The sequence below is a fragment of the Burkholderia puraquae genome (genome assembly GCF_002099195.1).
Taxonomy (GTDB): Bacteria; Pseudomonadota; Gammaproteobacteria; order Burkholderiales; family Burkholderiaceae; genus Burkholderia; species Burkholderia puraquae.
This window is the reverse complement of sequence record NZ_NBYX01000041.1, coordinates 16,718-32,063: the sequence shown is the minus strand read 5'-3', so window position 1 is coordinate 32,063 and position 15,346 is coordinate 16,718. Positions and strand designations below refer to the sequence as shown.

14 protein-coding genes are annotated in these 15,346 nt (G+C 59.4%); all 14 read right to left on the bottom strand.

Annotated elements, in window-relative coordinates; genetic code table 11:
* On the bottom strand, window positions 1–196 hold a 196-nt coding region (locus B7G54_RS36895), incomplete at its 3' end, for an ATP-grasp domain-containing protein (RefSeq protein WP_341866402.1).
* Between the two features lie 631 nt (window positions 197–827).
* On the bottom strand, window positions 828–1,115 hold the full coding sequence (locus tag B7G54_RS39270) for a hypothetical protein (RefSeq protein WP_165765661.1): 288 nt from the start codon (window positions 1,113–1,115) through the stop codon (window positions 828–830).
* Window positions 1,116–1,522: 407 nt separating this feature from the next.
* Window positions 1,523–2,308 (bottom strand): SDR family oxidoreductase, encoded by a 786-nt coding sequence (locus B7G54_RS36885; RefSeq protein ID WP_072445164.1) that lies wholly within the window; start codon window positions 2,306–2,308, stop codon window positions 1,523–1,525.
* Window positions 2,309–2,358: 50 nt separating this feature from the next.
* Window positions 2,359–3,537 (bottom strand): acetyl-CoA C-acyltransferase, encoded by a 1,179-nt coding sequence (locus B7G54_RS36880; RefSeq protein ID WP_085043579.1) that lies wholly within the window; start codon window positions 3,535–3,537, stop codon window positions 2,359–2,361.
* Window positions 3,538–3,551: 14 nt separating this feature from the next.
* A complete protein-coding gene (locus B7G54_RS36875) occupies window positions 3,552–5,633 on the bottom strand; it encodes a 3-hydroxyacyl-CoA dehydrogenase NAD-binding domain-containing protein (RefSeq protein ID WP_085043573.1) in 2,082 nt (693 codons plus the stop codon).
* Between the two features lie 166 nt (window positions 5,634–5,799).
* Complete coding sequence (locus tag B7G54_RS36870) at window positions 5,800–7,011, bottom strand: acyl-CoA dehydrogenase family protein (RefSeq protein WP_085043572.1); 1,212 nt, start codon at window positions 7,009–7,011, stop codon at window positions 5,800–5,802.
* 34 nt (window positions 7,012–7,045) lie between these two features.
* A complete protein-coding gene (locus B7G54_RS36865) occupies window positions 7,046–8,131 on the bottom strand; it encodes a phosphotransferase family protein (RefSeq protein ID WP_244289489.1) in 1,086 nt (361 codons plus the stop codon).
* Window positions 8,132–8,135: 4 nt separating this feature from the next.
* The gene (locus B7G54_RS36860; RefSeq protein WP_085043578.1) at window positions 8,136–8,897 is read right to left on the bottom strand and encodes an enoyl-CoA hydratase-related protein; all 762 of its coding nucleotides are present in this window, start codon (window positions 8,895–8,897) and stop codon (window positions 8,136–8,138) included.
* 47 nt (window positions 8,898–8,944) lie between these two features.
* Complete coding sequence (locus tag B7G54_RS36855; protein ID WP_046548415.1) at window positions 8,945–9,709, bottom strand: OmpW/AlkL family protein; 765 nt, start codon at window positions 9,707–9,709, stop codon at window positions 8,945–8,947.
* Window positions 9,710–9,893: 184 nt separating this feature from the next.
* Window positions 9,894–10,916 carry a 4-hydroxy-2-oxovalerate aldolase gene (gene dmpG, locus B7G54_RS36850; RefSeq protein WP_085043570.1) on the bottom strand — a complete coding sequence of 341 codons (1,023 nt, stop codon included), beginning with the start codon at window positions 10,914–10,916 and terminating at the stop codon, window positions 9,894–9,896.
* Between the two features lie 12 nt (window positions 10,917–10,928).
* A complete protein-coding gene (locus B7G54_RS36845; protein ID WP_085043569.1) occupies window positions 10,929–11,879 on the bottom strand; it encodes an acetaldehyde dehydrogenase (acetylating) in 951 nt (316 codons plus the stop codon).
* A 29-nt stretch (window positions 11,880–11,908) separates the two neighbouring features.
* The gene (locus B7G54_RS36840) at window positions 11,909–12,688 is read right to left on the bottom strand and encodes a 2-keto-4-pentenoate hydratase (RefSeq protein WP_046548418.1); all 780 of its coding nucleotides are present in this window, start codon (window positions 12,686–12,688) and stop codon (window positions 11,909–11,911) included.
* Window positions 12,689–12,784: 96 nt separating this feature from the next.
* Window positions 12,785–14,410: a 3-(methylthio)propionyl-CoA ligase gene (locus tag B7G54_RS36835; RefSeq protein ID WP_085043568.1), complete on the bottom strand. Its 1,626-nt coding sequence runs from the start codon at window positions 14,408–14,410 to the stop codon at window positions 12,785–12,787.
* 80 nt (window positions 14,411–14,490) lie between these two features.
* On the bottom strand, window positions 14,491–15,333 hold the full coding sequence (locus B7G54_RS36830; RefSeq protein WP_085043567.1) for an alpha/beta fold hydrolase: 843 nt from the start codon (window positions 15,331–15,333) through the stop codon (window positions 14,491–14,493).
* Between the last annotated feature and the right edge of the window lie 13 nt (window positions 15,334–15,346).

Genomic DNA, 15,346 nt, shown 5'->3' with positions numbered 1-15,346 from the left:
TCGACTTCGCCACCTTCACGCCGCCGCCCTTGCCACGGCCACCTGCGTGAATCTGAGCCTTCACGACCCACACCGGGCCGCCGAGCTCTTCTGCCACCTTGACGGCCTCGTCAACCGAGAACGCCGGCTTGCCGCGCGGTACCGCGACGCCGAATTTCCGCAGGATTTCCTTACCCTGGTACTCGTGAATCTTCATGCGTGATTCCCTTCAGTCTGAGAGTCGAATTGAATTTTATAAACTTAGAAAGTAATGCCGAAAAGAGCAGTCTCACTGCGAAAATCAACCTGCTGCTTCGTGCCATTGCCCTCGCAGCGAGCGATCTGGTACTCAACGCGCGGCCATCAGCATAGGTTCGCCACTTGACTCCGCCGACCGAGGAAACGTCACGAAATCAATCTTGACGGCAGATCATCTCGCGCGAAACAATCTCCGATCACCACTGGTCCTGCACAACCCCTTCGGGGCCGAACGAGCCGAAATCTGACCGCACGATTTCACATACTGTCGCGCAGGCGGGGCACTGGAGTCAGCAGGCACCACAAGATCTTGCGACGTCCAGGCGAATTAGCGATAGGAACGGTATCGTGTTACGTCTTCTGTGTCCCTACCTTGCCAGCGCCCCCGGGGTGGCCTTTCGTCAGGCCGTCCTAGCCCCCGCTGTTCGGCCTCCTCTTTTGCCGCCCTTATCGCATCATAGAAAGTCAACTCCGAGGCAACACGAGTGCGATCGACATTAACGACCCAACTATCGAACATGTAACGCCACCGGATACGACGCTCTTCAAGAAGGGCGGAAAACCAACGCCAAATCGCTGCATCTTCAGCATTAGCTGCTGCTGCAGCAGCAAAGCGAGTCCGTTGCATTACGTCCATGTCGTTCCTCAAATTGCATCAGGCAGTCAGTGAAATCGCCTGGGACCAACCGTTCTTCGTCGGAGCGAATCGTGCCGATTGACGTGGCTACCTCTTCACCGTTTTGCGCGAGTTCGATTCGTCTCAATTGAAACCAGGCATCCATGTGCGCGGCACGAATCTCCGACAAGGCCTGAAACGACGCCATACCGCCCGAGTTCAACTCCTTCAGGATCGCCCCTAGCCGGGAGAGGCCGAACACTCCCGAGTCGCCAGTAGCAAACATCAGCAGCAGGAATACCGCACAACAGATGACCATCTCGGACTTTAAGGCGCACTGCGGCGACGAACCGTGTCGGCAAAATTGATCCCGACAGCGTCGACCTTGACTAGAACTCTCCAATACCAGGACGTCGCACTTCGAGATCGACTGGCGTCAGCACCTCCGGTCCACCGGTACTTGCAATTTGCACCGCCTTCATTTCCGTCCACCACCCAACGTCCGTATAAACGCGTCGTCAGGTTCCGGTTTCATTGGCGCCCGGTTGTTCCGGGGTCTTTCCGGTACTGCGGTGACGCAGGAGCCATGTGATCCCACCGTTTTTACCCGGCAACGAAGGTCTCCAAATCTGCCCAATACTTCGGCATCCGTATCTCTCCGTATCGCGGTTATAGTACGGCGGTCGCACCGCCGTCTACTGCAAGGATCTGTCCGGTGATGTGCTTGCCTGCATCCGATGCGAACAATGCGACGGCGCCCTTCAGATCCTCGCTATCGCCAATGCGCCGTAATGGGAGTCCTTCCGCAACCTTGTCCGCGCCCAATTGGGTGAGCAAGCCCCGCGTCATGTTGGATGGAAAAAAGCCCGGCGCAATCGCGTTGACCGTGATGCCGTATTGCCCCCACTCACCCGCGAGCGTTCGTGTGAAATTGACAACCGCTCCCTTGCTCGCGTTATAGGCAATGGTGCTCATCGCATCAGGCGGATTTCCCCTGAGGCCGCCGATCGATGCCATGTTGACGATTCGGCCGTATCCACGCGGGATCATCGACCGCTTGCCAATTTGCTGGGTGAGCAGGAAGAGGCCTCGGATGTTGAGGTTCATGACCTTATCCCATGCCTCGATCGGGTGGTCCTCCGCCGGCGCGCTCCAGACCGCGCCCGCGTTGTTCACGAGTATGTCGACGCGACCCAACCTGGCGAGCGCCTCGTCAGCCAGACGATGAATATCTGCGTCGATGGAACCGTCCGCTGCGATGAAGTCCGCCTCAATGCCGAGCGACGCCAGATGCGCCTGCGCCTCTTGCAACTCGTCGGTTTTGCGCGCAGAAAGAACGATGCGCGCTCCAAGTTCGCCGAGTGACTCGGCGAGTTGAAGACCGAGGCCGCGTGAGCCGCCAGTTACGAGCGCGGTTTTTCCTGAAAGATCGAATAATTGTTTGAGCGTACCCATGGTGTCTAATCCGCACTATTCCTGTTTCTGCGACGCTTCTTGCGCAGACATCAAAAAACTTCGAACAACCCTGCTGCGCCTTGGCCGCCCCCGATGCACATCGTAACGACGACATATCGAGCACCACGGCGCTTACCCTCCAACAGCGCATGCCCGACGAGGCGCGCGCCGGAAACACCGTACGGATGCCCCAATGCAATGGCGCCGCCATTGACGTTGAGGCGCTCCATCGGAATGCCGAGTTTGTCGGCGCAGTAAAGCACCTGGACAGCGAATGCCTCGTTCAACTCCCAAAGGCCGATGTCATCGACCGTTAAACCGGCCTTCGCAAGCAGCTTAGGTACGGCGAACACCGGCCCGATACCCATTTCGTCCGGCTCACATCCGGCAACGGCAAAACCCCGGAATGCGCCGAGTGGCTGCAGGCCGCGGGCGGAGGCCAGCTTGCCGTCCATGACGACAGCAGCTGATGCACCATCGGAGAACTGGCTCGCATTACCGGCCGTAATCACGCCTCCCGGCAAAGAAGAACGAATTTTCGAAAGGCCTTCCAGCGTCGTATCGGCACGGATGCCTTCATCGACAGACACCGTGACTTCGCGCGTGCCGAGTGATCCGGTCTTCGCGTCGGCGACGCCCATCACTGTGGTGATCGGCACGATTTCGTCCGCAAACCGTCCGGCGGCAACGGCATCCGCCGCCCGCTGCTGGCTTCGAACGCCATACTCGTCCTGACGATCTCTCCCGATGTTGTAACGCCGGGCGACGGTTTCAGCGGTTTGCAGCATGCTCCAGTAGATGGTGGGCTTGTGCCTCTCAAGCCAGCCGTCGTTCAGCATGTGTCGGTTCATTTCCTGCTGGACACAGGAAATGGATTCGACACCACCCGCAACGAAGATATCGCCTTCACCGGCAATCACACGCTGCGCGGCCGTCGCAATCGCCTGCAGTCCAGAGGAGCAAAAGCGATTGATGGTTGCACCTGGCACGCTCGCCGGGCAGTCTGCACGCAATGCGATCTGCCGCCCGATGTTCCAGCCAGTCGCGCCTTCCGGAACGGCGCAGCCCATCAGAACGTCCTCGACTTCACCCGGCTCGATGTGCGCACGCTCGATCGCGTGTCTGACGACGTGCCCGCCGAGCGTAGCGCCGTGCGTCATGTTGAAAGCGCCCTTCCAGCTCTTCGCGAGTGCCGTCCGAGCGGTGGAAACAATCACTGCTTCAGTCATATTCGTGCTCCACATCAATCGTTGAAACCTTTGCCCACTTCGGCCAGCCGCTCGAGCGACGGGGCCGTTTGCCACGCTTCGCCGCGATACCCCTTGCCGTAGCGGCGCGTCGCTTGCGCCACGTTGTAAAGGCCTACGGTGTCGGCATAGAACATTGGACCGCCGCGGAAGATCGGGAAGCCGTAGCCCGTGAGATAAACGACATCGATATCGGATGCTTTCGATGCGATGCCCTCTTCCAGTATCCGAGCACCTTCGTTCACGAGCGCATAGACAAGACGCTCGACGATCTCGTCGTCCGAAATCACACGCCGCTCCAGACCAATATCTCTGGATTGCTGGACGATCATGTCATTGACAGCCGGTGACGGATACGCCTTGCGATCGCCCGCCTTGTAGTCGTACCAGCCTGCACCGGATTTTTGGCCGAACCGTCCCATCTCACAGAGCAGATGGGTGGTCTTCGAATACACGATATCCGGCCTTTCCACCGCATGGCGCTTGTGGATCGCCCAGACGATGTCGTTGCCGGACAGGTCGAGCATGCGGAACGGGCCCATCGCAAAGCCAAACTTCTCGATCGCACGATCGATCTGTTCCGGCAGCGCGCCCTCGTCCAGCAAATAGCCTGCTTGGCGCAGGTACTGATTGATCATCCGGTTACCAATGAAGCCGTCGCAAACACCGGATACCACCGCCGTCTTGCCGATCTTCCTGGCGAGACTCATGACTGTCGCCAGCACGTCGTGCGCGGTCTTCTCACCTCGTACGATCTCGAGAAGTTCCATCACGTTGGCCGGACTGAAGAAATGCATACCGACCACGTCGTGAGGCCGCTTCGTGAACGCGGCGATCTTGTCCACGTCCAGGGTCGAGGTGTTCGATGCCAGGATGGCTCCGTGCTTTGCGACAGCATCCAGCGCCCGGAACACGCTTTCCTTCACGCTCATTTCCTCGAACACCGCTTCAATAATGAGGTCGGCTTGCCGGAGGTCGTCATAGGAGAGTGTCGGCGTCAGAAGGGACATACGCTGCTCGACCTGTTCCTGCGTGAGCTTGCCCTTTCTGGCGTTGTCGTCGTAGTTCTTGCGGATCGCCGCGACACCGCGCTCGAGCGCGTCTTGCCGCGTCTCGAGAATCGTGACCTGGAGGCCCGCACTGAGAAAGTTCATCGCAATGCCCGCTCCCATCGTGCCCGCGCCGACGACAGCCACTTGCGTTACCGTCCGCACCGGTGTGTCGGGTGGCAGGTCAGGAATCTTCGCACCAGCACGTTTTCCGAAGAAGGCGTGACGAAGCGCTCGGGATTCCGATGTGTCCATCAGTTCCATGAACAGCTTGCGTTCGAACTTGATCCCATCGTCGAAGGCTTGCTGGACGGAAGCCTGCACGGCGTCGACACATTTGAGCGGCGCCGGAAAGTTGCGGCTGGCAGTTGCAATCGTGTTGCGCGCGAATTGCAGGAATCCGTCCGGATTGACATGCTCGATGCGGCGATCTCGCAGCCGCGGCAGCTCGTTCCGGTCCGCAGCCTGTTGTGCAAACCGCACCGCGCCTGTCAGCAGGTCGCCCTCGATGATCAGATCGAACAGGCCAGTGTCTGCCAGTTTTTCCGAGCGTACGATTCGGCCGGATACGATCATGTCGAGCGCTGCCTCGAGGCCGACGGCCCGCGGGAGGCGCTGCGTCCCCCCGGCTCCCGGAAGAACGCCGAGCTTCACTTCAGGTAGTGCAATCTGCGCACCCGGTGTAACAACACGAAAGTGGCAACCCATTGCCAACTCCAGCCCACCGCCCATGGCCACCGAATGGATGGCGGCGACAACCGGCTTGGCGCTGGATTCGATCGCTCGTATGACCGTATGAATGCTCGGTTCCTGCGTTGCTTTCGGCGTGCCGAATTCCCGGATGTCCGCTCCGGCCGAGAAGCCGCTGTCTGCCCCAGTAATGACAATGGCCCGTACACCCGCGTCGGCTGCTGCTGCGGCCATTGCCTCGACGATGGCGAGACGTGTCGTGTGCCCGAGCCCATTGACCGGTGGGTTGTCGAGCGTGATAACCGCCACGTCATCGTGCACCCTGTAGTGCGCTGTCATGTTCCCTTCCTTTGTATGTGCGGCGCACGGGACGGGGTACCGTGCATCCAGGTTGAGCTATGTCGCTGCCAGTTCGATACAGACAGCTCGATTGGATCCAAAATCAAATAAACACTCGAACGTTCGGCCTTTTTTGAAGGCGAGCACGAAATTCTTGTAGTGCCGCTCATCTCGAGCCCCGATAACGGGCCAGTTCCATTCGCCCTATCTGATTGCGATGCACTTCATCCGGACCGTCCGCGATGCGCAGCGACCGTGCGGCAGCATAGGCGTGCGTCAGGAAGCGATCCTGCATTCCATAGCCCCCGCAGGTCTGAATCGCCCAATCGATGACCGTGCATGCCATGTTGGGCGCCGCCACCTTGATCATCGCAATTTCGCGTGCTGCCGCCTTATTGCCGATCGCGTCCATCTTGTGCGCAGCATCCAGCACCAGTAAGCGCGTCTGGTCGATCGAGATACGTACGTCGGCTATGCGGTGCTGCGTCACCGTTTGGTCGGCAATTGCCCGTCCAAACGCCGTTCGCGACAGGCTACGTGTACACGTCACTTCGAGTGCACGCTCCGCGAGACCGATCAGGCGCATGCAGTGATGGATACGACCGGGGCCGAGACGCCCTTGAGCAATCTCGAAGCCGCGCCCTTCGCCGAGCAGCATGTTCGTTACCGGCACACGTACGTTCTCGAAGACGATTTCCGCATGCCCGTGCGGCGCGTCGTCGAAACCGAGCACCGGCAGATGGCGAAGAATCGTCACGCCGGGCGCGTCGCGCGGCACGAGGATCATCCCTTGCTGACGATAGCGCTCTGCCGCGTCAGGGTCCGTCTTGCCCATGAAAATGAAGACTTTGCAGCGTGGATCGTTGGCACCAGAAGTCCACCATTTCCTGCCATTGATCACGTATTCGTCACCGTCACGCACGATCGAGCTCTCGATGTTCGTTGCATCGGACGAGGCCACAAGTGGCTCGGTCATTGCGAACGCCGAGCGAATCTCGCCACGCAGCAACGGCTCGAGCCACGTCTTCTTCTGCTCCTGCGTGCCGTAACGGACCAGCACTTCCATGTTGCCTGTGTCGGGTGCCGAACAGTTGAAAACCTCTGGTGCCCATGGCACCCGGCCCATGATTTCGCAAAGGGGAGCGTATTCGACGTTCGTCAGTCCCGCCCCATGTTCCGAATCGGGCAGAAACAGATTCCACAAACCTTGGTCCTTCGCGTGCGCCTTCAGCTCTTCAATGAGCGCGATCGGCTGCCAACGGTCGCCGTCGCAGACTTCTCGCTCGTAACGTTCCTCGTTGGGGTACACATATTGATGCATGAATGCCGAAACACGGCGCTGCAGGTCCTTAACCTTTTCCGAAGGTTCGAAGTTCATCTATTCCTCTTCCGAATTGCGGCCGGTGCTACTGTCAAGCGGCCATCGCGCGTTCTGCGCAACCCCATCCCAGATCGCCCATCGTGGCAGCAAGTCTGCCGTGCTCGAATGCCTGATCGCTGCTTGCGTTACCGTCGAGTGCGCGCCTCATGATTCCTTGCCGAATCGCGGCCACGCGAAAGAAGTTATAGGCGAGGTAGAAGTTCCACTCACGTGTTCCAATTTCCTCAATGCCGGTACGGCGGCAGTACGCCGACACAAATTCAGCTTCATGCGGAATGCCCAGCGAAACCTTGTCGGCGTCAGTCAAGTCCGCCAGTCCGCGCGAACCGGCCGCCGGCAAGTGCCACGCGAGGCAGAGATAGGCGAAATCCGCGAGCGGATCACCAAGCGTCGAGAGTTCCCAATCGAGTACAGCGACCACTCGTGGCTCATCCGGGGCAAAGATCATGTTGTCCAGGCGAAAATCACCATGAACCAGGCTCGTCCGTTCCGCGCTCGGAAGATGATGCGGCAACCATTCGATCAATCGTTCGATGGACGCAATGTGGCCCGTCTCGGATGCGCGATACTGTTTGGTCCAGCGTGACACTTGGCGCTCGAAATAGCTTCCTGTTCGCCCGAAGTCGCGCAGACCAAGTGCGTCGATATCGATCGTATGCAGCGCCGCCATGACGCGATTCATTTCATCGAAAACCAGGCGGCGTTCGTTGGCCGTCATGCCCGGAAGGCTGGGCTCCCAGAGCACGCGGCCTTCCACATAACTCATGACATAAAACTCGGTGCCGATTACCGATACGTCGTCGCAATAGCAGTGCGCATGCGCGACCGGCACCGCGGATCCGTTCAACGCGCGTATCAGGCGATATTCTCGATCGATCGCGTGAGCGGACGGCAGTAGCTTGCCCGACGGCTTGCGGCGCAGGACATAGCGGGCGGATGGCGTCGTCAGCAAATAGGTTGGATTCGACTGGCCTCCCGAAAATTGCGATACGTCGAGTGGCCCGCTAAAACCACGCAAATTTCCGCCTAGCCACGATTCCAATCGCCGCACGTCGAAATCAGGGGATCGCCGTATGGCGGCCTCATGCGATCGAGTATCAGTGTTGCTTTTATCCATCACGTTATTGAAGCTTCAAGAAATCGGGACGACGCTTTTCCTTGAACGCGGCCAAGGCTTCACTACACTCGTTCCCTGTCAATTGCTTGTCGATCGCATCAAACTCCGCGTTCATTTGATCGATGACTCTCCTGCGCTCGCTCATCAACTGCTTCGTCGCTCTGATCGCGCCCGGCGCCTTCGCAGCGATAACCTCCGCAATCGCCTTCGCTTCCGCTCGAAGCTGGTCAGCCGGCACCGATCGATTGGCGATTCCCCATTCCACGGCGGTCTGCGCATCGACAGAGCGGCCGAGCGCGATCATCTCGAACGCATGAATGCTTCCGACCCGGAGCGGAAGCAGGTAGCCCGACGCCGCTTCAGGAACGAGCGCCAGGTCGACAAACGGCGCGCTGAGTTGCGCGTCGTTCGCAACGATGACGTAGTCGCAATGCAACAGCATGGTGGCGCCGACACCAATGGCTTTTCCTTGTACGGCGGCCACGACAGGAATCTCCATCGTCGCCAGACATCGTAGAAACCGCGCACCACGGCTCTTGCCGATGCCATCATGAATTGCTTCAGCGGAGAATTCGCTCAGGTCGCTTCCAGCCGAGAACGTGTCACCATCAGATTGGATGAGGACGGCGTTCACGCGCTCGGCAGCTGATTCAAGCGCATCCGCAAGCGCGCCGTACATCGCTCCGGTCAACGCATTCTTCTTTTCGGGCCTCGATATCGTGAGGATGAGCACCCGCCCGTCAACTTGGACCTTTATGTCGTCCACGGTGAAATCTCCTGTGTCGCTATACCCATCCGGACTCGAGCCGCCGCTCAAAATCGATATGAAACCCCAACGAATCCGATGATGGGATTGGCCGTGATTCGTGTTGTATTGCTCAAAACGGTCGTTCCGTTGGCGCTGACTGCGTCGAATTTTCCGGTCGTCTTTAGCGGGATGTAGGTGATCGATCCCAGCACGGACCATCTACCGTTGAGGCGATACGTCACGCCCGCCGTGAAGGCTGGGTTCCACGACGAGCTCGCTGATGCATCAACCCTTCCACCCGGTCCGGCAAACTGACTGAGCGCCCCGCTGAATGCGGGATGAACCTGGACGGAGCTGAACCACGTGTAATTCACGCCGACACCCAAGAATGGGCGCCACACACTGTCCTTTTTTCCAAAGTAATACTTCACAAACAATGTCGGCGCCCACACCCGAGCCGTCACCAACGGCTTCAGATCACCCACGGGCATCGCCGGCCCCTGGGGCCCAAGGGGGGTAGCGACGCCCTGGGAGAAAAAATTCAGCTTCGGAGGAAATCCCACGGCACTTTCGATCGCAATATGCTCCGTTGCGAAGTAGGTAACGAGGAACTCTCCCGTGAAGGTGTTATGAATTTCCGCGCCTGTTCCAGGAGAAGTGAAAGTACCGAACTGGGAACTGCTTTTCAGCTCTTGAGAGCTCGATTGCCTCATGTCGATCCACGCGGCGCCACCGGTTACCACAACGCTTCCCGCCTCCTGTGCGTACGCCGTACCCGCGAGACCGCACATCGAAATCGCCAGCGCGATCGAATTCAGTTGCTTCCTCATACTTCGTCTCCTCCGTTTTACGGCGACCTCAGTCCCGAAAGGTGCCGACCGGGCTCTCAATGGCCATCATTCGTCAGCATTCATTTAGTATTACGAATTACATAACGTACTTCTCCGAGTATTTCTCTCGATCGAAACTATCTCGCTTGACGGATCCGCAGCTATCCGCGGACCACCAAGTTCCCTACGACTGCTGAGCGCGAAGAAGATCGAGCGCCACGTCGACGATCATGTCCTCCTGGCCGCCAACCATGCGGCGTCGCCCCAATTCGACAAGGATGTCGACGGTCTTCAATCCGTATTTCCGAGCGGCGCTTTCGGAGTGGCGAAGGAAGCTCGAATAGACGCCTGCATAGCCCAGCGCCAGCGTTTCGCGATCGACACGAACGGGCCGGTCCTGTAGCGGACGAACCAGGTCATCGGCAGCATCCATCAGGCTATAAAGATCACAGCCGTGGTTCCAGCCCAGCCGTTCGGCCGCGGCGATGAACACTTCGAGCGGCGCGTTTCCGGCACCGGCGCCCATGCCGGCAAGGCTTGCATCGACGCGGTCGCAGCCTTCCTCGACGGCGACGATACTGTTGGCGACGCCAAGGCTCAAATTGTGATGGGCGTGAATGCCTGTTTCGGTCTCCGGCTTCAATACGTCCTTGAAGGCGCGAAAGCGCTCGCGTACGTCATTCATTCCCAGTGCGCCGCCGGAATCGACCACGTAGCAACACGTCGCCCCGTAGCTCTCCATGAGCTTCGCCTGCTGTGCAAGGTCGCGCGGGGTGGTCATGTGGCTCATCATCAGGAAGCCCACCGCCTCCATTCCGAGCTCGCGTGCGTACTCGATGTGCTGCTTGGAAATGTCGGCCTCGGTGCAATGCGTGGCGACGCGGACAATACGAGCGCCAGCATCGTAGGCGTTGCGCAAATCGTGGATCGTGCCGATCCCGGGCAGCAGCAACGTCGCGACCCTCGCGTGCTTGACCGTTTCCGCCACCGCGGCAATCCATTCGAGATCGGTATGCGCGCCGAATCCGTAGTTGAAACTCGATCCTTGCAGCCCGTCTCCGTGCGCCACCTCGATTGAATCGACTTTGGCTTCGTCGAGCGCTTTCGCAATCGCCGCCGCCTGTTGCACGCTGTATTGATGACGAATCGCATGCGAACCGTCTCGCAGCGTCACGTCGGAGATGTACAGTTTTTTGCCGAGTGTCATGCCGTGTTTCCCCTAGGTCGTAGCATGGGCGACCATCTCGGCGGCCATGCGCTCAGCACAAGCCTTCGCCGCGGAGGTCATGATGTCGAGATTGCCGGCGTAGGACGGCAGATAATGCGCGGCGCCCTCCACCTCGAGGAACACTGAGGTTTTGAGCCCGGTCATACGCGCGCCCACGCCAGGAATATTCAAGGGTGCTTGGGCTTCTATCCGATCGAACTGCACCCGTTGCTTCAGGCGATAGCCGGGCACATAGCGATTGACGGCGGCGACCATGTCCTCGATCGACCGCTCCACCGCCTCTTCGTCGGCCGAATCGGACAGACAGTAAACCGTGTCACGCATGATGAGGGGCGGATCGGCCGGATTGAGGATGATGATGGCTTTCCCCTTTGCCGCACCGCCGACCTGCTCGATCGCTTTGGACGTCGTCTCCGTGAACTCGTCGATGTTCGCACGCGTGCCGGGCCCAGCGGATTTGCTCGAAATGGACGCGATGATCTCGCCGTAATGCACTTTTGCGACGCGCGACACCGCTGCCACCATCGGAATGGTCGCTTGGCCGCCGCACGTCACCATGTTGACGTTCAGCGTATTGACGTGTGCGTCGAGATTTACAACCGGCACGCAGTACGGGCCGATCGCGGCCGGCGTCAGGTCGATCATGCGAACGTTTGGCTTGAGCCCCCGCAAGAATGCGTCGTTCTTCACATGCGCTGCCGCGCTCGTCGCGTCAAAGACGATATCGATGTCACCGAACACCGGCAGGCGCGTAAGCCCCTCGACGCCCTCGTGCGTCGTCGCGACGCCCATGCGTGCCGCACGCGCGAGACCGTCGGAAGCGGCATCGATGCCGACCATCGCACCCATCTCGAGATGATCACCGTGTCGCATGATTTTGATCATCAGATCGGTGCCGATGTTGCCCGACCCGATGATCGCGACTTTCAACTTGCCTGCCATGGATTCTCCCGCTCGTTAAAATCGATCGCCTACGCGGCGATACAGGAAACTTTGCCTAGTCCGCCGACTTCCAGCTGCAATGCGTCGCCTTCGCGTACAGGGAACATCGGCCCCAACGCACCCGACAGCACGACATCGCCCGCGCGAAGCGGATCGCCGAGTTGTTGCATCGTCCGGGCAAGCCACCAGGCGGCAAGAAGCGGATGGCCCAGACATGCGGCCCCATGCCCCTCCGAGACAAGCTCGTCCGTTTTCAGGAAGCGCATCTGGCAAGTAGCGAGATCGAGATCCGAAATGCGTTTCGGATCCGTGCCGAGGACATACAGGCCGCACGAGGCGTTGTCCGCTACCGTATCGACGAGCGTGATGCTCCAGTTCTCGATCGCGCTGTCGACAACCTCGATCGCGGGCAATGCGTACTCGATGCCATGCAGGAATCGGCCCCAGCTCAGCTCCTCGGTCAGGTCGCGCCCAATGACGAAAGCCACCTCGCCCTCGGCCTTGGGCTGAATCAGGCGACTAACCGGAATGTCTGCGCCGCTGACAAACTCCATATCGCTGAACAGGACACCGAAATCCGGCTGATCGACCCCGAGTTGTCGCTGGACCGCAACCGATGTCAGGCCAACTTTCTTCCCGCAAATTCGTTTCCCCGCTTCGACAGCACGGTTCGTGTTGATCGCCGCTACCCGATACGCGTCGTGCAGACTTTCGATCCCGAACCTTTCCGAAATCCTGGAAACCGGGATACGCGTACTGCGGGCTTCGTGCAAGGCATCCGCGGCTTGCTGAATAGACAAATCTGACATGCGTCCAACCCTCGTCAACCAGGATCTTCGGCGCGGACCGGCGTTCATTCCGCAGCCTTGGAACAGGTGGTGTGTTTCGTCGACAAGCTTCGAAATTCAGGCCGTCGGCAATCGATGCTCCTTGAACTGCTCCCGCAGTGCGGCTTTTTGAAATTTCCCGGTCGCGGTCATGGGCATGGCATCGACGAAAACCACATCGTCCGGAACCCACCACTTCGCAACCTTGCCTTCAAAAAACTGCAGCAATTCATCTCGACTGACATTCGCGTCGGCTTTTTTCACCGCGACCAGTAATGGGCGCTCGCCCCATTTCGGATGACGCACGGCAATGCACGCGGCCATATGTACCGCCGGGTGAGCCGCTGCGATGTTCTCGATGTCTATCGACGAGATCCATTCGCCTCCGGATTTGACGACGTCCTTGCTGCGGTCGGTGATGTGCATGTAGCCGTCCGCATCGATCGTCGCCACATCGCCAGTGGGAAACCAGCCATCCTCCAGCGGAGACGTGTCGTTGCCGTAGTACGAATCTATGATCCACGGGCCGCGAACAAACAGATCGCCCGCCGTCTTGCCGTCCCAGGGCAACTCGTGACCCTGGCCGTCCACGATCTTCATGTCTATGCCCGGAATCACGGCACCTTGCTTCTCGAGGACCTTTTCTTGCTCGGATTCGGAAAGCCCGGCATGCTGACGCCGCAGCGTGCAGCTTGCGCCCATCGCCGATGTCTCCGTCATGCCCCAGCCATGAGCCACGTCGACACCCAATTCCTTGAAGGCGCGAATCATCGATCGGGAGACGGCCGACCCGCCGATACCTGTTCGACGGAATGTCGAAAACTTCAGATCGTTCGATCGCACATGTTCGAGCAGGCCGAGCCACACGGTCGGCACGCCCGCGGAGTAGGTAACCTGCTCGCCCTCGATCAACTCGTAGAGGGAAGCGCCGTCGAGCCTTTGCCCCGGAAGCACCAGCTTCGCGCCGACCAAAGGCGCGGAATACGGCAGCTCCCATGCATTCACGTGAAACATGGGAACCACCGGCATGATGACCTCCGACGCCGAACAATTCAGCGAATCGGGCAATGCTGAAGCATAGGAATGCAGAACGGTTGAACGATGCGAGTACAGCACACCCTTCGGGTTTCCGGTCGTACCTGACGTATAGCAGAGGCCCGATGCGAGGTTCTCGTCCAACACCGGCCATTCGTAATTTCCATCCTGCACACCGATCAATTCTTCGTAGCAGAGCAAGGAAGCCTTGCTAGCGGCGGGCATGTCTTCGCGACCGGCCATCATGATCCATGCCTTGACTCCTGGGCACCGTCCTGAGATTTCCTCGACGAGGGGCAGGAATTGAACGTCGAAACACACGTACGTGTCTTCGGCATCGTTGACGATATGGACGATCTGCTCGGGAAACAATCGTGGATTGATGGTATGGCAGACCGCACCCGCCCCTGGAACGGCGTAGTAAAGCTCCAGATGGCGATAGCTATTCCATGCCAGTGTGCCGATGCGATCGCCTTGTCGCACGCCGAGCGCCTCCAACGCCTGGGCCAGCTTACGCGCGCGGAGTTCGCACTCCCGATAGGTATAGCGATGAATGCCGCCGTCACTGCCGCGCGAAACAATCTCGACGCCGCCGCTGTATCGCGCCGCGCGCCTGATGATCGAAGAGATGAGCAGGGGCGTGCTCATCATCCGGCCTGTCATTGCCATGGAAAATCCCAGTTAGGTCGTGATTCAACAGCCGTCGGCATCGTGTTCCCGTCGGCCGTCCAGTGCTTGTCGCGCGCTCGTCAACGCACTTCCGAGAGGAAGGACGAGACGACTCGATTGAACCGATCCGCCCATTCCCACTGCGCCCAGTGGCCGCACTTCGGGAAGGTGTTGAGTTGCGCATTGGGGATGCGCTTCAAATAGATCATCCCGGTATCGAGCGGAACCACGCGGTCCTCCCTCCCCCAGATGATCAGCGTCTCATGCGGCAACGTGGCCAGGCCCGGATCTCGCCAAAGCTCTTCAAACGGTTGTCCTGACTCGAGGCGCATCGGTGGCTGAGCAATGATGCGCGGGTCCATCGCCGCCTCCAATCTGCCCTTCACGAGTTCGTCCGTGATCGCGGATTGATCGAACAGGCTCTCGCTGATAAAACTCTTCACCTTTTCCGCCGTAATGCCATCGCCCTCATAGGCGGTCGCCAACGTGCGGATCGCGGGCGTGGGCCATTGGCCCAGCGTCGGGAAGCCGCCGGCCGGTCCCATCAGCACGAGCCGGCCGACACGGTCCGGAGCAGTCAAGGCCATCTTCAGGGCAATCATTCCTCCGAGCGAATTACCGATGATGTCGGCCTGAGAAATGGACAGGGAATCCATGAGACCGAGAATCGAATTCGCCCACCAGCCCGGAATCGATACGCCAATCGGCCTCATGTCGGATTTGCCCCATCCGGCAAGGTCAGGCACGATGACACGATGGCTGCGCGCGAAGAACGGTGCATTCCGGCTATAGTTCGACCACCCGGACGCGCCCGGCCCCGATCCCTGAAGCATGATCAGAGCCGGACCTTCACCGGCCTCCTGGTAGTGGATTCGGGTGCCTTCGAACTCGACAAACGCGCTGCGGAAATTCACTTCACTCATGTTGTTCTCCCAA